Genomic DNA, 22,935 nt, shown 5'->3' on the forward strand with positions numbered 1-22,935 from the left:
ACTTTGTTATTCTAGTATAATAGGGAGTAATTCGCGTATGAGGTAAGAACTAGATGGAAATGAAACAAATTAGCGAGACAACGCTCAAGATTACGATTAGTATGGAAGACTTAGAAGAAAGAGGGATGGAGTTAAAAGACTTTTTGATCCCCCAGGAAAAAACAGAGGAGTTTTTCTATACCGTCATGGATGAACTTGACCTGCCAGATCATTTCAAAAACAGTGGCATGTTAAGTTTTCGGGTGACCCCAAAGAAAGATCGACTAGATGTTTTTGTAACCAAATCTGAGATTGATAAAGACCTTAACTTGGAAGACTTGGCAGAGCTTGGTGATGTGTCTAAAATGTCTCCAGAGGAGTTTTTTAAAACCTTGGAAAAAACCATGCTGGCAAAGGGAGATACCGAGGCTCACCAAAAGTTGAAGCAGATGGAAGAGATGCTAGAGGATACCCTGTCTGAGTTGTCATCCAAATCAGAAGCCATCAGCCAAGAAGATCAAGAAGATGATGAAGAGCCTGAGGTAGAAGATTATACTCACTATGTCCTCAAGTTTTCAACCCTAACAGATGCGATCAACTGTGCCAAGGCGATTGACTTTGAGGTTGAGGCGTCAGAACTCTATAAGTTAGCGGGTCACTATTACATGACCATTTTAATTGGGTTAGAAGACAAGCCAGCCTATTATGCTGATTTGATTCACGCCCGCTTGTTAGAGTACAGTCTCAGTGCTCAAAAAACACGCGCCTATATCCAGGAACATGGGATTTGCCTCTTGGATGGCTTTGCAGTGACGGAGTTGCAGGCTGTAAAGGTGAGCTAAATGTTGTCATTTGAATTGATTTTTATATTGGCCATGATTGCAACCTGGCTCTTGTCTTTGATCTTGACGCCCTTGGTTCGCTTTTTGTCCTTACGAGTCGGGGCAGTTGATCAGCCAAACGCTCGTCGCATCAATACCCTACCCATGCCCAGTGCTGGCGGTTTAGCGGTTTTTCTATCTTTTTTAATAGTTACCACTATGGTATTACCCAAAATCACGGGGCATATTGAAGCCCCACGCCCTTATTTGACTTACATTTTACCTGTTTTAGTTGGGGCAGCTATTGTGACGTTTACGGGTTATTTGGATGATATTTTAGAAATTTCAGCCAAGAAAAAAATGCTGGGCATTTTTCTTGCTGCGGTGATTATTTGGGGTTTTACGGACTTTCGATTCGATAGTTTTAAGATTCCTTTTGGCGGCCCCATGCTTTCTTTTGGTCCCATACTTACTTTTTTCTTGACCATCATTTGGATCGTGTCCATTACGAATGCGATTAACTTGATTGATGGCTTAGATGGGTTAGTGGCTGGAGTTTCAGTGATTTCTTTGGTGACTATGGGGATTGTATCTTATTTCTTTTTACCTCAAGTCGATTTGTTTTTAACCATCACTATTTTTATATTGATTGCAGCTATTATGGGCTTTTTTCCTTATAACTATCATCCTGCCATTATTTATGGAGGGGATACGGGAGCGCTTTTCATAGGGTTTATGATAGGGGTTCTGTCTTTGCAGGGGCTCAAAAACGCAACGGCTGTCGCTGTGGTGACGCCAGTGCTGATCTTGGGCGTTCCTGTTGTTGATACAGCAGTGGCCATTGTTCGTCGTAAGTTATCAGGCCGCAAGATTTCAGAGGCTGATAAGATGCACCTACACCATCGCCTTTTAGCCATGGGCTTTACGCATCGTGGCGCAGTATTGGTGGTCTATGGCATTGCGATTTTGTTTTCATTGATCGCATTATTGCTTAACATCTCCAGCCGTTTAGGCGGTGTCTTGCTCATGGTTGGGGTCTTTTTTGCCCTAGAAGTCCTTATTGAAGGCTTGGGAATTTGGGGTGATAATCGGACCCCACTCTTTAATAGCTTAAAGTTTATTGGTAACAGTGATTATCGCCAAGCTTGTTTGAAACATTGGCATGATCGCAAAAAATAAATCATTTTAAAAGCCCTTTAATGGCTTTTTTTGTTACAATTAATGATGATAAAAAATACCTTAACCATAAACGTTGAGAACCTTAGAAATAGGAGAAGGAGTCATCATGTCTGTACTTGAAATAAAGAATCTTCATGTCTCTATCGAAGATAAAGAAATCTTAAAAGGCGTCAATTTAACCCTTAAAACAGGAGAAATTGCTGCCATCATGGGACCTAATGGAACAGGAAAATCAACGCTTTCTGCTGCCATCATGGGAAATCCCAACTATGAAGTAACTGAAGGCGAAATTCTCTTTGATGGGGAGAATATCTTGGAACTTGAAGTGGATGAACGTGCACAACTTGGTCTTTTCTTAGCTATGCAATACCCATCTGAAATTCCAGGTATTACTAATGCAGAGTTTATTCGTGCAGCCATGAACGCTGGAAAAGCAGATGAGGACAAAATCTCTGTCCGAGATTTTATCACTAAGTTGGATCAAAAGATGGAACTTCTTGGCATGAAAGAAGAAATGGCAGAGCGTTACCTCAATGAAGGTTTCTCAGGTGGAGAGAAAAAGCGCAATGAAATTTTACAATTGCTCATGCTTGAACCTAAGTTTGCCCTTCTTGATGAAATTGACTCTGGTTTAGACATTGATGCCCTTAAAGTCGTGTCAAAAGGGGTTAACGAAATGCGTGGTGAAGGCTTTGGTGCCATGATTATCACCCATTACCAACGGCTTCTTAACTACATCACACCAGATGTGGTTCATGTGATGATGGAAGGTCGTGTGGTGCTATCCGGAGGTCCTGATTTGGCAGAACGCTTGGAAAAAGAGGGTTACGCCAAAATTGCGGAAGAACTTGGCTACGATTACTCAGAAGAAGTATAGGAGTTCATAACAATGGTGTTACTCAAAAGTCATGATTTTTCCAACAGTTTTGCTGTGCGTTCCTTGACTGAATTTGATATACCAGCGATTTTGAAGCTTTATGAGAGCAATCCCTATTATTTTGAACATTGTCCTCCCCCACCGACGGAGGCTTCTGTTTTGGATGACATGACAAGTTTGCCTCCGGGAAAAAGAAGGGAAGATAAACACTTGTGGGTTATTTTGATAAAGATAAACTGATTGCTGTACTAGATTTGGTTGAGGGCTATCCTAGTGAGGAGAAAGCTTTTATTGGTCTCTTTATGTTAGATAAAGCTTATCAAGGAAAAGGACTTGGTAGCCAGTTGATAGTAGCATTGTTGGAGCATATCACGCGGCAATTTAAGGTCATTAGACTGGGTTATGTAGCAACCAATAGTCCTGCTAAAGCTTTTTGGGAAAAGCAAGGCTTTGTTCCAACAGGAGAAACATCACAGGAAAAACAATATACTATTATTCTCGCAGAGTATTTGAAAAAGGATAAATAACGAATGATGAAAGAAACGATTTTAGCTTTTTCACAAGAAAAAGCAGAGCCTATTTGGCTACAAGAGCATCGTTTAGCTGCCTTTGATAAGATAGAGTCCCTCCCCTTGCCAACGATTGAGCGTGTGAAATTTCATCGCTGGAACTTGGGAGATGGGGCAATCGCTGAAAATGATTTGACAGCCAATGTCCCTGATTTTACGGCTTTAGGTGACAACCCAAAACTGGTTCAAGTAGGTACACAAACGCTCCTAGAGCAGTTGCCAGCAGAATTACTGCAACAAGGTTTGGTTTTCACCGATTTGCCGTCTGCTTTGGAGGAAATCCCCCAAGTTGTTGAAGCTCATTTTGGGACAGCGCGCCCCTATGATGAGGACAAGCTAGCGGCTTATCACTACGCTTACATTAACAGTGTTGTGGTCCTCTACGTTCCAGACAACATGGAAATCAAGACACCTCTTGAAGGCATTTTCTTGCAAGACAGTGATAGTGATGTGCCTTTTAATAAGCACATATTGATTATTGCTGGGAAAAATACTAAGTTTAGCTATATTGAACGCTTTGAAAGCATTGGCAATCAAGCAAAGAAAACCAGCGCCAATATTTCGGTCGAAATCATTGCAGGCAGTGGGAGTCAGATTTCTTATTCAGCAATTGATAGACTTGGTGACAATGTAACTGCCTATATCAATCGCCGTGCCAAACATGCTAATGATAGTTCTGTAGACTGGGCTATGGGTGTCATGAATGAAGGTCATGTCATCGGTGACTTTAACTCGGATCTTATTGGTAAGGGGAGTCATGCTAACCTTAAAGTTGTTGCCGTCTCATCTGGTCGTCAAATCCAAGGCATTGATACCCGTGTCACCAACTATGGCTCTCACTCGATCGGGCATATCTTGCAACATGGGGTTATCTTAGAGCGTGGAACGCTGACCTTTAATGGGATTGGGCACATTCACAAGGGGGCTAAGGGAGCGGATGCTCAACAGGAGAGCCGGGTTCTTATGCTTAGCGACCAGGCTCGTAGTGACGCCAACCCGATTTTGCTAATTGAAGAAAATGAAGTGACAGCAGGACATGCAGCATCTATCGGTCAAGTTGATCCAGAGGACATGTACTACCTCATGAGCCGTGGTATTGATCAAAAGACCGCAGAACGCTTGGTTATTCGAGGCTTCTTAGGGGCTGTTATGACAGAAATCCCAAGTAAGCGAGTCCGTCAAGAGTTGATAACGGTTCTTGATCAAAAACTAGAGAAAGGCTCATAAGTGCAAAGAGGTGATGAGGTGTTTGACCCTTATAAGATTCGTCAGGATTTCCCCATTTTAAATCAGACGGTTAATGATGCCCCCTTGGTTTATTTGGACAATGCCGCAACTAGCCAAATCCCCAACCAAGTTTTGGATGGTATGATGGCTTATTACCGTGAAGAGCATGCCAATGTCCATCGTGGGGTTCATACTCTGGCAGAAAGGGCTACTCAGAGCTACGAAGGTAGCCGGCAGAAGGTCGCAACCTTTATCAATGCCAGATCAGCAGCAGACATTATCTTTACCAGAGGGACAACAACGGGTCTGAATTGGGTATCACAGTTTGCGAAATCCATCTTAAAACCAGGAGATCACGTCTTGATTTCCCTGATGGAGCATCATGCTAACTTAGTGTCTTGGCAGGAAGTGTGCCGAGAAACAGGTGCTGAGTTGGTCTACGTCTCTCTTAAAGAGGGGCTTTTGGATACAGTGGATTTCCAGCAGAAATTATCAGCCAAAACCAAATTTGTCAGCCTCACTCATGTCTCTAATGTTTTGGGCTGTCTTAATCCTATTAAAGAGTTGACCCGGCTAGCCCATCAAGTGGGTGCTTACATGGTGGTAGATGGTGCTCAAGCAGTGCCTCACCTACCAGTCGATGTCCTTGATTTGGACTGCGATTTCTACGCTTTTTCTGCCCACAAGATGATGGGGCCTACTGGCGTGGGCATCCTTTATGGTAAGGAAGATATCCTTAATCAGATGCCTCCTCTTGAATTTGGTGGGCAAATGATTGAACTGGTTAGTCAAGAAAGCGCAACTTGGAAGCCCTCACCTTGGAAGTTTGAGGCAGGCACTCCCAATACTGTTGGAGCTATCGGACTTGGAGCGGCTATTGATTACCTGAATGCTTTGGGGATGGATGTACTCCATGCGCATGTTGCCTCCTTAGTGACCTATACTCTAGCCAAACTTCAGAGCATGGACGGTATTGTTATTTACGGTGCTAAAGACCCTAGTCATCATATTGGGCTCATTTCCTTTAACTTGGAGGGGATTCACCCACATGATGTGGCGACTGCTTTGGATTACCAAGGCGTGGCGGTTCGCGCCGGTCATCACTGTGCTCAGCCTCTGATGGCTGCACTAGGTATTTCGTCTGCTCTTAGGGTCAGCTTTTATGCTTATAATACCTTTGAAGAGTGCGATCGCTTTTTGGAGGCGATCATCAAAACCAAGGAGTTTTTTAATGGGACTTTCTAGATTACATCATCTTTACATGACCTTGGTCAGGGAACATGCTAAAAGCCCACACCATTTTGGGCAACTAGAGGGGCAAGAGGCTGTCCAGCTCAACAACCCAACCTGTGGCGATGTGATTTCTTTGAGCCTAGAGATCAAAGAGAAAAAGATTGAAGACATTGCTTTTTGTGGTCATGGTTGTGCGATATCCATTGCGTCAGCAAGCATGATGACTGACATCTTGCTTGGGAAAACAACAGATGAGGCTCTAGCCTTAGCGACTCTTTTTTCTGACATGGTTAGTGGGCAAAAAAACGATCGGCAAAAAGACCTTGGAGATGCTGCCCTTATGGCAGGGGTCGCCCAATTTCCCCAGCGCATCAAATGCGCTACTCTAGCTTGGCATGCGCTTAAAAAAGCCATTGAGCAAGAAGAGAAGTCATGATCTTTCAATCAGGGCTAATCGCAATCAAGACATCAGTCATTTGTATCAAAAAAGAAAGGACAAATCATGTCTGAAAAAATAGAACCAAAACCTATTGACTTAGGTGATTATCAGTTTGGTTTTCACGATGATGTGGAGCCGATTTATTCGACAGGAAAGGGATTGAGCGAAGCGGTTGTCCGTCAACTGTCTGCTGCTAAGGATGAGCCAGAGTGGATGTTGGATTTCCGTCTCAAATCACTAGCAACCTTTCATAATATGCCAATGCAGGACTGGGGACCAGACTTATCTGACATCCATTTTGATGACATCATTTACTACCAGAAGCCCTCTGACAAGCCAGCCCGCTCTTGGGATGATGTTCCTGAGAAAATCAAAGAAACCTTTGAGCGTATCGGGATTCCAGAGGCAGAGCGTGCCTACCTTGCAGGGGCATCTGCCCAGTACGAGTCAGAAGTGGTTTACCACAATATGAAAGAAGAGTTTGAGAAGTTAGGCATTATCTTTACTGATACCGACTCAGCCCTCAAGGAGTATCCAGACCTCTTCAAGAAATACTTTGCCAAGCTAGTGCCTCCGACGGATAATAAGTTGGCTGCTCTCAATTCAGCGGTATGGTCAGGTGGAACTTTTATCTACGTCCCTAAAGGGGTTAAGTGTGACATCCCACTTCAAACTTACTTTAGGATCAACAACGAAAATACAGGACAGTTTGAGCGCACCTTAATTATCGTGGATGAAGGTGCCAGTGTGCATTACGTCGAAGGCTGCACAGCCCCGACTTATTCGTCAAACAGCCTTCATGCGGCGATTGTTGAAATCTTCTCCCTAGAAGGGGCTTACATGCGTTACACGACGATTCAAAACTGGTCGGATAATGTCTATAATCTAGTCACCAAGCGTGCTAAGGCTCTTAAAAATGCAACCGTCGAGTGGATTGATGGCAACCTTGGTGCTAAGACAACCATGAAATACCCATCTGTTTACTTGGAGGGAGAGGGTGCGCGTGGCACCATGTTGTCCATTGCCTTTGCTAATAAAGGCCAACACCAAGACACAGGCGCCAAGATGATTCATAACGCTCCTCATACCTCATCGTCTATAGTCTCCAAATCCATTGCCAAAGATGGGGGAGCGGTTAACTATCGCGGTCAAGTCACTTTTAATAGAAAGTCTAAAAAATCAGTCAGTCATATCGAATGTGACACGATTTTAATGGACGATAGATCAAAGTCAGACACCATCCCTTTTAATGAAATCCATAATTCCCAAGTCGCCTTAGAACATGAGGCCAAGGTGTCAAAAATCTCAGAAGAACAGCTCTACTATCTCATGAGCCGAGGCTTGTCAGAGTCTGAAGCAACTGAGATGATTGTGATGGGATTTGTCGAACCCTTCACCAAAGAACTTCCTATGGAATACGCTGTCGAGCTTAACAGGCTAATCGCCTATGAAATGGAAGGCTCTGTAGGCTAGATGGTTAAAAAAATTAGGTTTTAGAGGCTGGACAATAGGTTCAGCCTTTTAAAATGAGGACAATACCGTTTGACGTAGCGATTGGCCATGTTCCTCAACTTACAAGTTTCAGAGTGTTCGTTTTTTGTGTAGGATTCCACAAGCAAATGACTGTTAGATTAAGTGGGAATTTAATATAATAAAGGTAAGTAGAAGATCAGGTGATGTGCATCAAGACAAGTTTATTGATGCCCATCAAATGGGAAGGAAAAGGGCATGCTAAGCCTTATACTCTTTTAAAAACCAACAGCTAGCTTCGACTGGATTGATTTTTAAAGAGTATGAGATGACTTTTTTAAGGAGCATGATGCCTAATGGATAGTATGGCTTATCAAGTAATAACAATGCATGGCGATTTTGAGCCATGGTGGTTCTTGGACGGTTGGCAGAATGATATTTTAGCAGTCAAGGAGTTTCAATCCTATGAGTCTGCTTTAGCTTATTATCAAAAAAAATGGCAACACTTAAAGGCAGCATTCCCAAAGGTCAATAGCAAGGCAAACATGATGGCAGCATTTTGGACCTTAGATGAAAGACGTTGGTGTGCAGAGTGCGACGAAGAGATGCAACAGTTTCACTCACTCTTACTCTTAGAGAACTGGCAAGAACTGCCTAAGCCTTTACAAGTCTTGGATTTTGAACGCCACAATGCCAATGCCATGCAACCATCTTGCTCACTCAAGCAGTATGGTAGTTGGGATAAAAAAGGTTAATGAGCAGTTATTTTGGATGCCTGAGTGTTTGTCTAAGAGAGATCATTCTAAATCAAATCAATTAAAGAAAGCTAGGACAAAAAAGTCCTGGCTTTTTCTTTTTGCGTTATCTACTTAAAGACGTAGTTAGAGTGAAGGAGGCTTAGTGTAGAGTCTTTTTAAAGATCAAAAGATGCCTTGAGTTAGCCATTTTTTATTTTTCTTCTTGCTTTTGACTTCTTTTTGACGAATAGATAGGTAAGGAGGTTTTATGATTCAAGGATTAGCAAAAAGCTTGATCGCTCAGGCAGTTGAAGACAAGGCACAAGATATTTACATTATTCCTCGAAAGGATGACTATGATGTCTTTATGAGGATAGGGGATGATAGGAGGTTTATACAGACCTACGACTTTAAGCAAATGACCAGTCTCATCAGTCACTTTAAATTTGTGGCAGGGATGACGGTTGGAGAAAAACGGCGTAGTCAACTAGGGTCTTGTGACTATGATTTTGGAGGTGAGACCTTGGTCTCGCTCAGGTTGTCAACGGTTGGTGACTATCGTGGGCATGAGAGTTTGGTTATCCGTCTCCTTCATGATGGGCGTTATGACTTGCACTATTGGTTCAATGGCATGCGCCATATCAGAGAAGCTATTGGATCTAGAGGGCTTTATCTTTTTTCGGGGCCAACTGGGAGTGGCAAGACGACTCTCATGTATCAGCTGATTAAGGAAAAGTTTAAAGACAAGCAGGTGATTTCGATTGAAGATCCTGTCGAAATCAAGGACGACACTATCTTACAATTACAATTAAATAAAGAGATCGACATGACCTATGAGAGTTTAATCAAGCTGTCCTTGCGTCATCGTCCTGACGTATTGGTCATCGGTGAGATTCGAGATAGCCAAACAGCGAGAGCAGCGATTCGAGCTAGCTTAACAGGAGCGACTGTTTTCTCGACCATTCACGCCAAGAGCATCTCAGGAGTCTATAGCCGTCTGTTGGAGCTGGGCGTCTCTGAAACTGAGTTACAGACGAGTCTAGCTGGGATTTGTTACCAACGCTTGATAGGAGGAGGTGGATTGATTGATGTGGCAAAAGATAACTTCAAGCAACACGTCTCAAAAAAATGGAATCAACAGCTTGAAGCACTTTTTAAGGCAGGACATCTCACTAAAGAGCAAGTTCAAACCGAAAGTATTATCGACTCAAAAGCAAGTTAAAATCATTCAACTGTTTAGCAATCTACTAAGCTCAGGTTTTACCCTCTCTGAGACGGTGGATTTCTTAAAACGCAGTCAACTGGTGGCAGAAAAAGAGATTCAGATTATGAATCACACTCTTCTTAGCGGTTGTGGCCTGCCTGTTTTGATGAAAAATCTAGGTTTTTCAGATAGAGTAGTGACCCAGCTGGCCCTGGCTGAGGTTCATGGTAACGGTCAAAAAAGTTTAGCTAAGATAGAGAGTTACTTGAGGCAGGTTCGTGTCATTAAGAAAAAATTGATCGAAGTAGGCACTTATCCGATTCTCTTGTTGGCATTTTTGGTCTTGATAGTGCTAGGACTAAAGCACTACCTTTTGCCACAACTAGAAGAGGGAAATTTAGCCACGGTTGTGCTACAGTATTTTCCACAATTCTTTTTAGGAGGTCTGCTCCTTACGCTATGCTTGACGGTATTAGGTTTTAAGATGGCTCAAAAAACGGAAGTCATCAAGCTCTATCAAGGCTTGAGTGAGTTGCCACTTGTCGGTTATCTGGTCAAGCTGTATCTGACGGCTTATTATGCTCGTGAATGGGGCAATCTTTTGGGGCAAGGGATTGAGATGACAAGGATTGTGACGCTGATGCAGGAGCAGGAATCACGACTTTTTAGAAGTATTGGTCGTGATATGGAGAAAGATCTCCTAGCTGGTCGCTCCTTTCATGACAAGATTTTGGACTATCCCTTCTTTTTGAAAGAGTTGAGCCTTATCATCGAGTATGGCGATGCCAAGGGGCATCTTGGTCAAGAACTTGAGGTCTTTTCAGAAGAACTCTGGGAGCAATTTTTTAGCCGCTTGACCAAAGCCACTCAGCTGATTCAACCCTTAATGTTTCTCTTTGTTGCCATCATGATAGTCATGATTTATGCAGCCATGTTATTACCAATGTATCAATCTATGGAGGTTATGTAAATGAAAACAATCATCAAACGCTTAAGCCAAAAACAAGTAAAAGCTTTTACTTTAGTGGAAATGTTAATGGTCCTTTTAATCATCAGTGTGCTCATGCTCTTATTTGTGCCTAATTTAAGCAAGCAAAAAGCGGCCGTTGATGAAAAAGGACAGGCTGCTGTTGTCAAGGTCGTAGAAAGTCAAATGGAGCTTTATGAGCTTAATAAAGACAGCAAACCAAGTGTTGAGCAGTTGGTTTCAGAAGGTTACATTACCCAAAAGCAAGCAGACACCTATGCTAAAGCGAAACCATAAAAGGCTACCTGCCTTCACCTTAATGGAAGCCTTACTGACCTTGTCAGTAGTCACTTTTTTAGCCTTAGCCACCAGTGGGTCGATAAAGACTATTTTCAGCCAGATACAGACCAAGCTCTTTTTCCTCGAGTTTGAGCAGGTTTATCGTGAAACCCAGCGTTTGAGTGCGAGTCGGCAGGAAGAAACTACTTTGGTCATTGGCTCTGATTTTGTGGAAAATCCTTTGGGGCGCTATCCGTTGCCAAAGACCATTACTCCAGAAAAAACGCTTAATATTGTGTTTAACCAATACGGTGGCAATTCGTCTTTGGCTAAAGTCGTTTTTCAAACATCCGAAAAACGAGTGACCTATCAATTGTATTTAGGAAGTGGACAATATCAAAAGAAAACAGATTAAAGCTTATATTTTATGGGAAAGTTTATTGGCAACAGCTATCTTAGCTAGTCTTGCCAGTCTTTTTTTAGGACAGCTTACCCATCACCAAAAACAGTTGGCTTTATTAGAAAAAGAAGCGCAAGCCTTGTCTGTGGCGACTATGGCCATTCAAACCAAACAAAGGCATTTGCAAAAAAACGGGCAAGACATTGTGATCAGACAATCCGATCACAAAACCATCATCATGGCTAATGGAAAGGAAATGTTGCGTGTTACGGTCTTATCGCCTTAGGGCTTTTACGCTCATAGAGTGTTTGTTGGCCCTGCTTGTTTTATCAGGTGCTATCCAGGTGTATCAAGCCATGACTCACTTGGTCTCAGCCCACACTCATCAGCTAGCTCAACCGAGAGATCGGGACTGGCTACTATTTTGTCAGCAGTTTCGTGCAGAATTATCAGAAGCAAGCCTAGTCAAGGTCTCTGAAAGGCAGCTGGTCATTCAAAAAGACAACAAAGAGCTGGCTTTTGGAAAGTCTAGAAAAGATGATTTTAGAAAAACAGCTGCCGATGGTAGAGGTTATCAGCCCATGCTCTATGGTCTTAAATCAGCTTATTTTAGCCAGAATGAAGAGACGGTGACGGTTACCGTTGTTTTTAAAGACGGAAAGGTGCGTGATTTTCTGTATGCTTTTGACAAAGAATCTTAAAGCGGGGATTCTCCTTTATACGCTCTTAATGACGTCTGTTTTTTCACTAATCTTAGCCGCTTACACGCATCGCCTAAAAGCAGCTTATCAGATTCAAAAAGCCCAGCTGCTATCTAGTCAATCCTATGTCTTGGCAGAGTTGGCAAAACCCTTGGCGATTCACTTAGAGGGGCAGCTGCATTTTGATAAGGGAGAAGTAGCCTACCGCTATCAAGGAAAGGTCTTAGAGATGCGAGTGACCAGTGGTCATAAAACCTTTTATTACCGTTTTTTAAAGGAAGAGCCATCAGTGACACCCGAAAAAACAAACAGTGACAGCAAGGTCAAAAACCCTTCGTCAAGTGTCTAAGAAGGATTGTGCCTTTATAATGTCTCCAAAATTTGATATGATAGTCAAGTATTGGAGGATGTATGAATTTTAAAAAGATAGAGTCAGCTTATGAGTTGATTTTAGAGAATAGCCAACTCATCGACAATGAGATTAAAACTAACAGTTATGATGCTTTGATTGAGCAAAATGCCTTGTATCTAGGTGCTGATCAGGCATCTGGTAAGGTAGCTGAAAATCACCACCGTTTAAGGTCTTTGGATTTGACCAAGGAGGAGTGGCGTCGTGCTTACCAGTTTGTTTTGATCAAGATGGGTCAGACCGAGCCGCTTCAGGCGAATCATCAGTTTACACCAGATGCCATCGGTTTTTTGATGATTTACCTTATAGAAATATTGATGCCTCAAGAACATTTGACGATGATCGAGATTGGTAGTGGAACTGGCAATCTCGCACAGACCCTACTTAACAACAGTCATCGTGACATAGAGTATCTGGGTTTGGAATTGGACGATTTACTGATTGATTTGTCGGCGTCCATTTCAGAGGTAATTGGCTCAAGCGCGCGTTTTGTTCAAGAAGATGCGGTTCGCCCTCAGAGACTTAAAACGTGTGACATTATCCTGAGTGACTTACCAGTTGGCTATTATCCTAATGATGAGATTGCCAAGCGTTATCAGGTGGCAGCAACAAATGAGCATACTTATGCTCATCATCTTTTGATGGAGCAGTCCTTGCGGTATTTGAAAGATAAGGGCTTGGCTATCTTTTTAGCCCCTACTAATCTCTTAACCAGTGATCAAAGCCATCTCTTAAAAGACTGGCTGATCGACCATGCCGCCATCCTAGCAGTGATTACTTTGCCAGAGACTTTATTTGGCAATCCTGCCAATGCAAAGTCCCTATTTGTCCTGCAAAAAAAAGCAAGAACCACAGTAGAAACCTTTGTTTATCATTTATCTAATCTTCAAAACCCAGAGATGTTAGAAGATTTTATGGAAAATCTGACAAACTGGAAAGTTGATAATGTTATTTGAGGCAATTTTTTGCTATAATAGATAATGTCTTGTAAAAGAGGAAAATTTCAAAAGAGGTGACCTATGTCTAAAACAATTGCAATCAACGCTGGTAGCTCGAGTCTTAAATGGCAACTTTACAAAATGCCAGAAGAAGAGGTTCTTGCAGCAGGTATTTTTGAGCGAATTGGTTTGAAAGATTCAATCGTTACTGTCAAATATGACGGTAAAAAAGAAACGGCTGTCCGTGATATAGCTGACCATATCGAGGCTGTTAAGATTCTTTTGGATAACCTAACGAGCTTTGGTATCATTAGTTCTTACGATGAGATTTCAGGCGTTGGCCATCGTGTTGTTGCTGGTGGTGAAATCTTCAAAGAGTCTACTTTGATTGATGATGAGGTTTTAGCACAAATCGAGGACTTATCATCTCTAGCACCGCTTCATAACCCAGCTAATGCAGCAGGTATTCGTGCCTTTAAAGAGATTTTACCAGATATCATCTCTGTAGCTGTTTTTGACACAGCCTTCCACTCAACGATGCCAGCTGTTGCTTACCGTTACCCAATTCCAAACCGTTTTTACACTGATTATCAGGTGCGTAAATACGGTGCTCATGGGACCAGCCATTATTATGTGTCGAGAGAAGCAGCTAAACTGCTTGGAAAACCAATCGAAGAGCTGAAATTAATCACTGCTCACATCGGTAATGGTGTGTCTATTTCAGCCGTTGATGGCGGTAAATCTGTTGATACCTCAATGGGCTTCACCCCTCTTGCAGGCCCAATGATGGGAACACGTTCAGGTGATATTGATCCAGCGATTATCCCATACTTAGTGGAAAAAGTTGAAGGCTTAAACTCAGCAGCAGATGTTATCAATGTCCTTAACAAAGAGTCAGGTGTGGTTGGTATTACCGAAAAATCTAGTGATATGCGTGATGTTGAGGATGGTATTGCAGCAGGTGATAAAAATAGCATCCTAGCTCACGACATCTATGTTGACCGCCTTAAAAAATTCATCGGACAATACTTTGCTGTCCTTAATGGCGCTGACGCCCTTATTTTCACAGCAGGTGTGGGTGAAAATGATACCGAAACACGTCGCCGTGTGGTTGAAGGCCTGTCATGGTTTGGGATGACACTTGATCCAGAAAAGAATGTTTTTGGTTATGCTGGTGACATCTCAACAGCAGACTCAAAAGTCAAAGTCCTTGTTATTCCAACGGATGAAGAACTGGTGATTGCACGTGATGTGGAACGCTTGAAAAAATAAGTAACCTCAAAAACTCAGTGATGCTCTTCACTGAGTTTTGTTGTTTTATCATCATAAGAGTCGTTCTCAAGTCCTTTTTATGATAAAATAGGTCTTAATCTATCTCAAGGAGTTGTCATGAAACAGTTTGTTAGAACCGTCGTTTTGATGGTTGGGCTTTTCTTTTTATCACAGTTACCGTCAGTCGTCATTGGCGGGGTCTTAGCCTATAATCAGGTTTTAGACAAAGAGCATTTTAGCCTTGTTCAACTAGCAGTCTTGACGTTTCTGTATTTATTGATAGGGGCTGTGATTGTGGAAATAGCTCAGAAACAGCATCTCTTTAAGGCACTTCCTGGGAAAAAGACTAGCTTTATTTTGCTGACCATTATCATTGCTTATGCGATCATCATGCTTGGTAATGGTTTATCCTCCTGGTTACTGGAGTTACAAGGAGAGATAAACACCGTTAATCAATCCGAATTAAATGAGTTGATGCAGATGCTCCCCTTGCCTCTTTTCTTTATTATGGCGGTTGTCGTAGCACCAGTCACCGAAGAAATTATTTTTAGAGGATTGGCTGCCAAATACTTTTTCCCACAAAAAGAATGGCTCGGAGTGGTGGTAGGCTCGCTCTTGTTTGCCTTGGTTCATAGACCGACAAACGTGGGAAGTCTGATTGCCTATGGCTTCATGTCAGCAGCTCTAGCCTTTGTTTATTGGCGGACAAAAGACCTCAAATATAGCATTGCTCTGCACGCTTTCAATAATTTAGTCGCATTTATAGCCATGCTCCTATTTCCAATGTTACCAAAATAGGATATAGGAGTGATGAATTGATGAAATCAGCTTTGGGAGTCGATCTCATCAAAACAGAGCAATCAATCACTGCGGCAATCGCTTGTGAGAGACGCGTTTTAAGAGGCTGGGAATCCTAGCCTCTTTTTGTCATGCTCTGTGCTTTATCGATAGTTGTATCAATCGCTGAGATGACGCTATGCGTTAAGCCAGTCTTTTCTAGATCCGTAAGACCAGCGATGGTAGTGCCTCCAGGGCTACACACCTGATCAATCAAGTCATGAGGACTTTCTTTGGTATTTAAGAGATTATTGGCTGTGGCTAAAACGGTTTGGTTGACCATTTCAAGCGCCTGCGCTTTGGTAAGACCGTTCTTGACACCTGCTTGGGCTAAGGCTTCTATAAAGAGTGCAATATAAGCAGGACTTGAGCCAGCTATAGCTGTGAAAGCATCAAAGTCCTTCTCAGCCAGCTCAAAGGTGCTACCAAAACTGTCGGTTATCTGATAAGCAAGCGCCTTTAAAGCCTCACTGACTTGAGAATTGAAGCAGATCCCAGTCGTGCTTTGCCCTATCTTGGCATTCATATTGGGCATGATACGGATAAGCGCCAGTGAAGGGTCGGTCAAGTCAGCCAGTTGTTGTAAGGTAATCCCCGCAGCCATGGATAGGATGGGCTTGGTGATGGTTAAGCCCGACAAAACTTTCTCAAACATCTGAGGTTTAATCCCTAAAATAATGATATCAGCCTCATCAATCAAGGCTTGATGCGACTTAGCAGCGGTGACTCCTAACTCCCTGGCGATTGCTTCTGAGCGATCGAGTGAAGAACCTGAAATGATGATGTCATGTCCTGTTTTTTGAATTCCTTTGATGATAGCGCTAGCCATTTTGCCAACGCCGATAAAACCAATTGTCATCCTTTATGTTACTGAGCTTTCGTTTTAGCTCAGTCCTTTCTAGTATTTCTTGATCACATCAACGGTTGAGCGATCAAGACGTTTCACGATAGCTTGTAGGAAGTTTTGGGCTTCGATAAAGTCATCCATCGCATAGAGTGTTTGATGGGAGTGAATGTAACGGGCGCAAACGCCGATAGTTGTTGAAGGAATACCTTCGTTTTTAAGGTGAGCAGCGCCAGCATCAGTACCACCTGCGGATGGGTAGTATTGGTATTTGATGCCCGATTCTTCAGCGGTAGTCAATAGGAAATCACGCATGTTTGGTAACATGATGTGACCTGGATCGTAGAAACGAATCAAGGTACCGTCCCCAAGCTTTCCAGGATTACCATAAATATCTCCAGCAGGAGAACAGTCAACAGCGAAGAAGAGTTCTGGATCAAATTTAGTTGTTGAGACGTGAGCGCCACGAAGGCCAACCTCTTCTTGAACATTTGCGCCAGCGATGAGGGTGTGTCCGAGGGTCTCGTCTTTGACGGCTTCTAGCAGTTCAGGAATCATGAGAATGCTATAGCGGTTATCCCAGGCCTTGCTGATGACGTGTTTCTGGTTGGCTGTGAGGATGGTTTCTGACTCGGGAACAATAACTGAGCCAGGATAGACCCCAAAGCTTTCAGCTTCTTTTTTGCTGTCAAAGCCTGCATCAAAAATAAAGTCTTCTGTCTTTGGTAGGGAAGAGCCACTGTTTCCTTTAAGGAAGTGCGGGGGGACAGAGCCTGAAATAACAGGATAGACCCGCCCATCAGGAGTGTGTAGGCTAAAACGCTGTGAGCTGATCACTAATGGATTCCAGCCACCCAGCTCTAAAACACGGAAAGTACCATCATCTTTGATGGCTTTGATCATAAAGCCTACTTCATCCATGTGACCCGTGACCATAATCCGTGGGGCATTGCTATTGTCGTGATGGCGGATTCCGAAAATCCCACCAAGTCCGTCAGTTTGGACTTCATCAACAAGCGGGGTGATTTTGTTGCGGAAGTAGTCGCGGACAGGTTGTTCAAAACCTGATGTTCCTTTGAGTTCAGTTACTTCTTTGATCTTATCAAATAAATCGGTCATATCAATCTCCTTATGCTGTTTATGTCTTATTTAGTATTTTACCACGTTTGGTCAGAAATGAAAAAGGCTCTTGCATCCAATCTTGAGTGTTTGTGAGACAAAAAGAGTCTGAGATCGTTGATCTCAGACTCTTATCGTTTAATTAAAGTTTAACGATATTGGTTGCTTGAGGGCCACGTTGACCATCTTCAACATCAAATGAAACTTTTTGTCCATCTTCAAGTGATTTAAAACCATCGGATTGGATTTGTGAAAAATGTGCGAAAACGTCTTGACCTTCTTCAGTTGAGATAAAACCAAAACCTTTTTCAGCATTAAACCATTTTACAGTACCTTGTGCCATAATGAGTTACTTCCTTCCTTTTATGATGCGTAAATAAAAGGAGATGACAATGTGAAACATGATAACTCTGACAATTAATTACTCGTTAAGTATACCTTTTATCATAAACAAAGTCAACCCAAAAATGTTTTAAATGCAAAAAAGATGTTTTTAAAAGTATCTTGATAGGTCTTTCTTGTGGTAAAATAGTAGTTATGAAGAATAAAAAGAGTAATATGTTAGGTGGCGTTTTGCTTGGTCTGGGGCTGACAGCCCTAGCTGCTAGGCTAGCTCAGAGAATGATTGAGACCAATGAGGAGCGCTGTATGGCAGCTGTTAGAGCTTATTTTAGTCAATACGGCGAGATTGACCTTATCTATGTCAATGCCTTTGAGAAAGGGTCTGGCATGACCGGTGGCGCCGTTTTAGCTGATGGCCGTACCTTTACGTTTTCTTATGATAAGGATGAGATGATCGCTAGAGAGGTTGTGGCATGATTAAGGTATTATCTTATGAGCAAATAGCTGAACAGATTGATTCTGGTCAAAAGACTGTTTTTCTCTTTACAGCTGATTGGTGTGGGGATTGTCAATATCTTTATCCGCTGTTACCAGCTATTGAGGCGGAAAATACGGACTATAGTTTTAGGCAGGTTGACCGTGATGACTTTATGGATTTAGCGCAAAAATGGGATATTTTTGGGATTCCAAGTTTCGTTGTGTTTGAAAACGGTCAAGAAATTGGTCGGTTTGTGGATAAGAATCGTAAAACCAAGGAAGAGATTAATGCATTTTTGAAAGGATTGTAAAAAAATGATTTATTCGTATAATAAAGAACACGTTGGTGACGTGCTCATGGTTATTGTTAAGGAAGATAGGGGGCAAAAGGTAGCTGTTGAGCGTCATGGCAAGGTTGCGCGTGTTTACTTAGAGGCATCAGGTGAGACGGTCGCTTGGAACATTTTTGAAGCCTCTAGCTTGGTTGACCTTGATGAACGCGGTCAGGTCTTTTTGACTGAGGAGCAGGTGGCTGTGTTAAACGCTGAGCTGGCTAAGGAAGGATTTTCAGAAAAACTTGTCGCAGACAATGCGCCTAAGTTTGTGGTTGGGCAAATCCTTGAGATGGTCGCTCATCCTGATAGTGACCACTTAAATATCTGTCAGGTTCAAGTTGGCGATGATAAGACGGTGCAAATCGTAGCTGGTGCGCCAAATGCGGCGGTTGGTCTGAAAACCATTGTCGCTCTTCCGGGTGCTATGATGCCGAGTGGTAGTCTTATTTTCTCTGGTAAATTGCGTGGCGAAGATAGCTTTGGCATGATGTGTAGCCCTCGTGAGTTGGCTCTGCCAAATGCTCCTCAAGTCCGTGGTATCATTGAACTAGATGACAGTGCTGTGGTCGGTGAAGCGCTTGATATTGAGAAGCATTGGAAGAAGTAAAAAAGACGGTTTTTCGTCTTTTTTTGCCTATAATGAACAGATTTTTTGAATTTTGTCTTTTAAGTTTTGTTCGAGAATGTGACCTTGATTCAAATCCAAATAAATAGTCATTAGGAAATTCTGATAGTTAATCCAGCTCAAATAGTCCTTTGCTTTCGTATCTGGGAAATTGGTCTTGGAAAGCCAAATAAGCAGATCTTGTTGAGCCATTTTTCCTTTCTTAAGCTGAAATGTCAATCATGTTTTGTTTGTGTTTCGCCATGAAAATAGCGACTATTTCTTTACCAACCAAAAATGTTGTAGAAAACTCACATCTTTATAGGGGGCTAAGTTTGAAACGGCTAGTTCAATCTGAACCATCTTTTCTAACCAATCTGCTTCCATCTTGAAGGCATTGGGTTGTAGACTATAAAAGGTGCGCAAACCATGGTAATCTTCGATAGACATCTGACTATATTCGACTAGGTCTTCCCTGGAATAGGTGCTACCGTTAGCGAATGATTGACTTTCAAAATCTTTGCCTTGTAATGAGTCTAATGCTTGTTCTGGTTGATTAGCAAAGACCACGCCTTGGAAAATTTTTCCCACTTGATTATGCTTGATAATAGACAGTTTGCCATTGTTTTTTAGAAGTCGACGAAACTGGTCGAAATAAGCTGCACGCTGACTCGGTTCAATATATTCCATGACATTGTGGCAGCAGATGATGTCAAAAGACTGGTCTGATAATGCTTCTAGAGCTTCTAAAGAGCCTTGGATTTTAGTAAAGGTCTGGGAATCATCCGCAAAAAGCATATCAGCCTTTGGCTCAATAGCTGTTAGTCGATTCTTTTGAGCTAGAAATTGACTAACCAATCCAACCCCAGCACCAAAATCTAAAATGTCTTTGTTTTCTAAGTGTGCTAACTGTGCAAAAGTCAATTCGTATTGTATTTTCCCCCAAGGTTTGGACAATGTGTCTTTATAAGATGGCAGATCTATCATTATTTTCTCCTTTTGCTTTATTTTAGCATATCTTTCTCGAATAAATAGTTAGGAGGAAATGATATGTATAGTAAAATCATGTTAATTGGACGCTTGGTCGCGACACCTGAGATGGTCAAGACCCCCAATAACAAGTCTGTGACGCGTGTGACGCTTGCGGTCAATCGTCGTTTCAAGAGCAAGGACGGTGAGCGTGAAGCAGACTTTGTGACGGTTGTGTTTTGGGGGCGCTTAGCTGAGACGCTAGCCTCTTATGGGACTAAGGGAAGCTTGGTGTCTTTGGACGGTGAATTACGCACGCGTACCTATGAGAAAGACGGGCAAAAGCATTACATGACAGAAGTTCTTGGACAATCCTTCCAACTCTTGGAGAGCCGTGCCCAGCGTGCTATGCGTGAAAATAATGTCGCAGCAGATCTTGCTGATCTGGTTCTTGAAGAAGAAGCCTTACCCTTTTAAGTCATTCAAAACCCGAAGATGATGCCCAAAGTCAGGCGTTATTGAGAGCTGTTTTGGAAATGAGGATGCTCTCTGGGCTTTGGCAATGACAATAAAAAAAGGTAAAAAAGTGTTAAAAATCAAGTAAAATACTTGACAAATGGGGGGGGGGGGGGGTTATAATTAAGTTATCCAATATATTTGGTATATTTGGAAATTTTTTTAAGAAAAAGGGAGATTTTTTGTCATGAAAAAATCAATTGTAACACTTATGGCAGCAGCAACTTTGTTTGCAGCAGCACCTGTTTTAGCAGAAAACGGTAGTACTTGGGTTGACACTAACAAGCCTGCAGTAGCGCCAGTAGCGCCAGCAACACCTGCTAAAGTAGAATCTACTTTCGTAGAAGACGTTGAGAACAAAGAAATTCCAACTAACGTGGTTGTTGGAACAGAAACAAAACTTGTTAATGGAAAAGAAGTAACAACTCCAGTTTACGCTAAACGTCCTAACGTGGTTGTTGGAACAGAAACAAAACTTGTTAACGGAAAAGAAGTAACAACTCCAGCAGGCGCAGTAGCACCAGAAGCAAAAGCTGATGACAAAAAAGTTGCAGCTAAACAAGCAGCTAAATCAGTTGCAGCAGCAGCTACAGCAAAAGGTTCAAAAGCACTTCCAAAAACAAGTGCTGCTAAATAATCTTACATAAGATTAAGGTTCAAGGAGGCTGGATTCCAGCCTTTTTGACGTTAGAGGAGTTTATGATGTCACATCTACCAATTTTAAAACGCCTTTCCCTTGTCATTGCTAGCCTCATGGCGATTGTCTCTCTCATTGCTTGTGGTAAAACAGCTCAGGTACCCAAAGAGACCGCTTCATCACAGCCATCAGCCAAGACCAGTAGCATCTACAAGGTTAGTCAAGCAGAAAAAGACTACCTTAAAGAACGTTTTGATCCTTTGCTGGCAACCAATCCAGACACGATTGCTTACGTTTATGCTCCAGGGACCAAGCTAGATGAGCCTGTCGTACAGACAACGGACAATGCGACCTACCTAGATAAAACCTTTGAAGGCAATCATGAGCCTTACCTAGGAACAGTCTTTATGGATTATGAAAATTCTAAGCATTTTGACCATCAACTGACTTGGTTGTTCGGTCATGCTCGTGGGTCTCAAGTGTCAGATCATCGTATGTTTAACGACGTTAACTACTATGACAGCCAAGATTATTTTGACCAGCATCAGTATGTAGTGATTGAAACGCCTGAGCGTAAATACTACTACGAGGCTGCCTTTATGATTATTGTTCCTGAGACAACAGCCTTTTACAAAACAGCCTTTGAAAGCAAGGCTGAATTTAAGGATCAGTTGACAGCTGTGTCTAAAGATGCCGTTACTAAAAATGACAAGATAACCATTAAAGATACTGATCGCTACCTTGTTTTGTCGACTTGCCGTGAGGATGACGAGACCATTCGAGCGAACTTATACTTGCGACAAATTCCTGATTCAGAGTTGACCACTTTCCTCAAAGAAAAGAGTGACCAACTCAGCTACGCTCCGACACGCTAATACCGTTCAACAATAGCTTTATCAGTACTCATTTGTTAGCCAATAGATTGACTGAGAGTGGGACAAAAATCGGTCATTCGTCAGAATGCGATTTCCCTCACTCTTTTATGTCTAGGTTAGGGCTGAAACGGTCTATCCCCAGACCGTTTCACTCCCACCTCCGCACAGTTGAGTAGGACTGTAAAAGCTGATGAAATCAGCGTATTAGAGCCCACTCAACCACTGCGTCTCGATTGACAATTCAAAAAATAATTGAGAGGCTAGGACTTTTGTCCCAGCCTCTTTTTGACCTCATTCAGACAAAGTTAAGGGGGGCGTTCGTTTTTTGTTTTGAAAGGGTTGCTGCTAACGATTTTTGGTTACATTTTGGAGGGATTATGGTATAATAAAACGGTAAATAAGACTAGGAGAACTCAAAACATGTCAACAGCATTATGGATTTTAATCCTTGTATTAGCAGTTATTGCAGGTTTATTTGGTGGGATGTTCATCGCTCGTAAACAAATCGAGAAAGAAATCGGTCAATACCCACGTTTGACACCAGATGCCATTCGTGAAATGATGAGCCAGATGGGGCAAAAGCCAAATGAAGCTAAAGTCCAGCAGACTTACCGCAATATCGTTAAACAATCAAAAGCAGCCGCTGCTAAAAAGAAAAAATAAGATTAAGAGGGGGTGG

At 42.3% G+C, this 22,935-nt stretch carries 31 protein-coding genes; 27 read left to right on the forward strand and 4 right to left on the reverse strand.

From position 1 onward, the window contains the following. The first annotated feature begins 53 nt into the window (after positions 1-53). From mecA to ACMZ6Z_RS01380, 20 genes are all read left to right on the forward strand, one after another. Positions 54-821: an adaptor protein MecA gene (mecA, locus tag ACMZ6Z_RS01285; RefSeq protein ID WP_416130852.1), complete on the forward strand. Its 768-nt coding sequence runs from the start codon at positions 54-56 to the stop codon at positions 819-821. Next, complete coding sequence (locus ACMZ6Z_RS01290; RefSeq protein ID WP_416130853.1) at positions 822-1,979, forward strand: glycosyltransferase family 4 protein; 1,158 nt, start codon at positions 822-824, stop codon at positions 1,977-1,979. Between the two features lie 106 nt (positions 1,980-2,085). Next, entirely contained in the window at positions 2,086-2,856 is a 771-nt protein-coding gene (gene sufC, locus ACMZ6Z_RS01295; protein WP_416130854.1) for a Fe-S cluster assembly ATPase SufC, read from the forward strand. A gap of 12 nt (positions 2,857-2,868) precedes the next feature. Further along, positions 2,869-3,096 (forward strand): GNAT family acetyltransferase, encoded by a 228-nt coding sequence (locus ACMZ6Z_RS01300; RefSeq protein ID WP_416130855.1) that lies wholly within the window; start codon positions 2,869-2,871, stop codon positions 3,094-3,096. Beyond that, positions 3,069-3,383, forward strand: a complete 315-nt coding sequence (locus ACMZ6Z_RS01305) for a GNAT family N-acetyltransferase (protein ID WP_416130856.1) — start codon at positions 3,069-3,071, stop codon at positions 3,381-3,383. Before ACMZ6Z_RS01300 ends, ACMZ6Z_RS01305 begins: the two co-directional genes overlap by 28 nt. Positions 3,384-3,386: 3 nt before the next feature. Continuing rightward, positions 3,387-4,652, forward strand: coding sequence for a Fe-S cluster assembly protein SufD (gene sufD / locus ACMZ6Z_RS01310; protein ID WP_416130857.1), 1,266 nt, complete (start codon positions 3,387-3,389; stop codon positions 4,650-4,652). Between the two features lie 18 nt (positions 4,653-4,670). After that, complete coding sequence (locus ACMZ6Z_RS01315; RefSeq protein WP_416130858.1) at positions 4,671-5,897, forward strand: cysteine desulfurase; 1,227 nt, start codon at positions 4,671-4,673, stop codon at positions 5,895-5,897. Further along, entirely contained in the window at positions 5,884-6,321 is a 438-nt protein-coding gene (gene sufU, locus ACMZ6Z_RS01320; RefSeq protein WP_416130859.1) for a Fe-S cluster assembly sulfur transfer protein SufU, read from the forward strand. The genes ACMZ6Z_RS01315 and sufU overlap by 14 nt, the downstream gene beginning before the upstream one ends. Positions 6,322-6,387: 66 nt before the next feature. After that, positions 6,388-7,797 carry a Fe-S cluster assembly protein SufB gene (sufB, locus tag ACMZ6Z_RS01325; RefSeq protein ID WP_416130860.1) on the forward strand — a complete coding sequence of 470 codons (1,410 nt, stop codon included), beginning with the start codon at positions 6,388-6,390 and terminating at the stop codon, positions 7,795-7,797. A gap of 362 nt (positions 7,798-8,159) precedes the next feature. Beyond that, complete coding sequence (locus ACMZ6Z_RS01330; protein WP_416130861.1) at positions 8,160-8,549, forward strand: DUF1033 family protein; 390 nt, start codon at positions 8,160-8,162, stop codon at positions 8,547-8,549. Between the two features lie 250 nt (positions 8,550-8,799). Further along, positions 8,800-9,753, forward strand: a complete 954-nt coding sequence (comGA, locus tag ACMZ6Z_RS01335; RefSeq protein WP_416130862.1) for a competence type IV pilus ATPase ComGA — start codon at positions 8,800-8,802, stop codon at positions 9,751-9,753. After that, on the forward strand, positions 9,665-10,705 hold the full coding sequence (gene comGB, locus ACMZ6Z_RS01340; protein WP_416130926.1) for a competence type IV pilus assembly protein ComGB: 1,041 nt from the start codon (positions 9,665-9,667) through the stop codon (positions 10,703-10,705). The genes comGA and comGB overlap by 89 nt, the downstream gene beginning before the upstream one ends. Continuing rightward, a complete protein-coding gene (gene comGC, locus ACMZ6Z_RS01345; RefSeq protein WP_416130863.1) occupies positions 10,706-10,999 on the forward strand; it encodes a competence type IV pilus major pilin ComGC in 294 nt (97 codons plus the stop codon). Then, entirely contained in the window at positions 10,980-11,396 is a 417-nt protein-coding gene (gene comGD, locus ACMZ6Z_RS01350) for a competence type IV pilus minor pilin ComGD (protein WP_416130864.1), read from the forward strand. Before comGC ends, comGD begins: the two co-directional genes overlap by 20 nt. 25 nt (positions 11,397-11,421) lie before the next feature. Continuing rightward, entirely contained in the window at positions 11,422-11,667 is a 246-nt protein-coding gene (gene comGE, locus ACMZ6Z_RS01355; RefSeq protein WP_416130865.1) for a competence type IV pilus minor pilin ComGE, read from the forward strand. Beyond that, entirely contained in the window at positions 11,627-12,082 is a 456-nt protein-coding gene (gene comGF, locus ACMZ6Z_RS01360) for a competence type IV pilus minor pilin ComGF (RefSeq protein WP_416130866.1), read from the forward strand. The genes comGE and comGF overlap by 41 nt, the downstream gene beginning before the upstream one ends. Beyond that, on the forward strand, positions 12,066-12,431 hold the full coding sequence (comGG, locus tag ACMZ6Z_RS01365; RefSeq protein ID WP_416130867.1) for a competence type IV pilus minor pilin ComGG: 366 nt from the start codon (positions 12,066-12,068) through the stop codon (positions 12,429-12,431). Before comGF ends, comGG begins: the two co-directional genes overlap by 17 nt. A gap of 62 nt (positions 12,432-12,493) precedes the next feature. Continuing rightward, the gene (locus tag ACMZ6Z_RS01370; RefSeq protein ID WP_416130868.1) at positions 12,494-13,447 is read left to right on the forward strand and encodes a class I SAM-dependent methyltransferase; all 954 of its coding nucleotides are present in this window, start codon (positions 12,494-12,496) and stop codon (positions 13,445-13,447) included. A 63-nt stretch (positions 13,448-13,510) separates the two neighbouring features. After that, complete coding sequence (locus tag ACMZ6Z_RS01375; RefSeq protein WP_416130869.1) at positions 13,511-14,701, forward strand: acetate kinase; 1,191 nt, start codon at positions 13,511-13,513, stop codon at positions 14,699-14,701. Positions 14,702-14,818: 117 nt separating this feature from the next. Further along, a complete protein-coding gene (locus tag ACMZ6Z_RS01380) occupies positions 14,819-15,499 on the forward strand; it encodes a lysostaphin resistance A-like protein (RefSeq protein ID WP_416130870.1) in 681 nt (226 codons plus the stop codon). Between the two features lie 115 nt (positions 15,500-15,614). Here ACMZ6Z_RS01380 and proC read toward each other — a convergent pair whose 3' ends face one another. From proC to ACMZ6Z_RS01395, 3 genes are all read right to left on the reverse strand, one after another. Further along, a complete protein-coding gene (gene proC / locus ACMZ6Z_RS01385) occupies positions 15,615-16,397 on the reverse strand; it encodes a pyrroline-5-carboxylate reductase (protein ID WP_416130871.1) in 783 nt (260 codons plus the stop codon). Between the two features lie 39 nt (positions 16,398-16,436). Then, positions 16,437-17,501: a glutamyl aminopeptidase gene (gene pepA / locus ACMZ6Z_RS01390; RefSeq protein WP_416130872.1), complete on the reverse strand. Its 1,065-nt coding sequence runs from the start codon at positions 17,499-17,501 to the stop codon at positions 16,437-16,439. Between the two features lie 142 nt (positions 17,502-17,643). Continuing rightward, the gene (locus tag ACMZ6Z_RS01395) at positions 17,644-17,844 is read right to left on the reverse strand and encodes a cold-shock protein (protein ID WP_416130873.1); all 201 of its coding nucleotides are present in this window, start codon (positions 17,842-17,844) and stop codon (positions 17,644-17,646) included. A 194-nt stretch (positions 17,845-18,038) separates the two neighbouring features. On the opposite strand from ACMZ6Z_RS01395, the gene ACMZ6Z_RS01400 reads away from it, so the two are divergent. The 3 genes from ACMZ6Z_RS01400 to ytpR are packed head-to-tail and all read left to right on the forward strand — an operon-like array spanning position 18,039 to position 19,262. Beyond that, entirely contained in the window at positions 18,039-18,320 is a 282-nt protein-coding gene (locus ACMZ6Z_RS01400) for a DUF4651 domain-containing protein (protein ID WP_416130874.1), read from the forward strand. Further along, entirely contained in the window at positions 18,317-18,631 is a 315-nt protein-coding gene (locus ACMZ6Z_RS01405) for a thioredoxin family protein (RefSeq protein WP_416130875.1), read from the forward strand. Before ACMZ6Z_RS01400 ends, ACMZ6Z_RS01405 begins: the two co-directional genes overlap by 4 nt. A 4-nt stretch (positions 18,632-18,635) precedes the next feature. Continuing rightward, a complete protein-coding gene (ytpR, locus tag ACMZ6Z_RS01410; RefSeq protein ID WP_416130876.1) occupies positions 18,636-19,262 on the forward strand; it encodes a YtpR family tRNA-binding protein in 627 nt (208 codons plus the stop codon). Between the two features lie 273 nt (positions 19,263-19,535). On the opposite strand, the gene ACMZ6Z_RS01415 is transcribed toward ytpR, so the two are convergent. After that, positions 19,536-20,249 carry a class I SAM-dependent methyltransferase gene (locus tag ACMZ6Z_RS01415; protein ID WP_416130927.1) on the reverse strand — a complete coding sequence of 238 codons (714 nt, stop codon included), beginning with the start codon at positions 20,247-20,249 and terminating at the stop codon, positions 19,536-19,538. Between the two features lie 60 nt (positions 20,250-20,309). Between ACMZ6Z_RS01415 and ACMZ6Z_RS01420 the strand changes: the two genes are divergently transcribed. The 4 genes from ACMZ6Z_RS01420 (at position 20,310) to ACMZ6Z_RS01435 (ending at position 22,919) form a co-directional block, all read left to right on the forward strand. Continuing rightward, the gene (locus ACMZ6Z_RS01420; RefSeq protein ID WP_416130877.1) at positions 20,310-20,705 is read left to right on the forward strand and encodes a single-stranded DNA-binding protein; all 396 of its coding nucleotides are present in this window, start codon (positions 20,310-20,312) and stop codon (positions 20,703-20,705) included. Positions 20,706-20,931: 226 nt separating this feature from the next. Then, positions 20,932-21,381, forward strand: coding sequence for a hypothetical protein (locus ACMZ6Z_RS01425; protein ID WP_416130878.1), 450 nt, complete (start codon positions 20,932-20,934; stop codon positions 21,379-21,381). A gap of 62 nt (positions 21,382-21,443) precedes the next feature. Next, on the forward strand, positions 21,444-22,256 hold the full coding sequence (srtB, locus tag ACMZ6Z_RS01430; RefSeq protein ID WP_416130879.1) for a class B sortase, LPKTxAVK-specific: 813 nt from the start codon (positions 21,444-21,446) through the stop codon (positions 22,254-22,256). Between the two features lie 420 nt (positions 22,257-22,676). Then, the gene (locus ACMZ6Z_RS01435) at positions 22,677-22,919 is read left to right on the forward strand and encodes a YneF family protein (protein ID WP_416130880.1); all 243 of its coding nucleotides are present in this window, start codon (positions 22,677-22,679) and stop codon (positions 22,917-22,919) included. Positions 22,920-22,935 lie beyond the last annotated feature (16 nt).

Origin of the sequence: Streptococcus pluranimalium (assembly GCF_047785705.1) — a bacterium.
Classification (GTDB): domain Bacteria; phylum Bacillota; class Bacilli; order Lactobacillales; family Streptococcaceae; genus Streptococcus; species Streptococcus pluranimalium_A.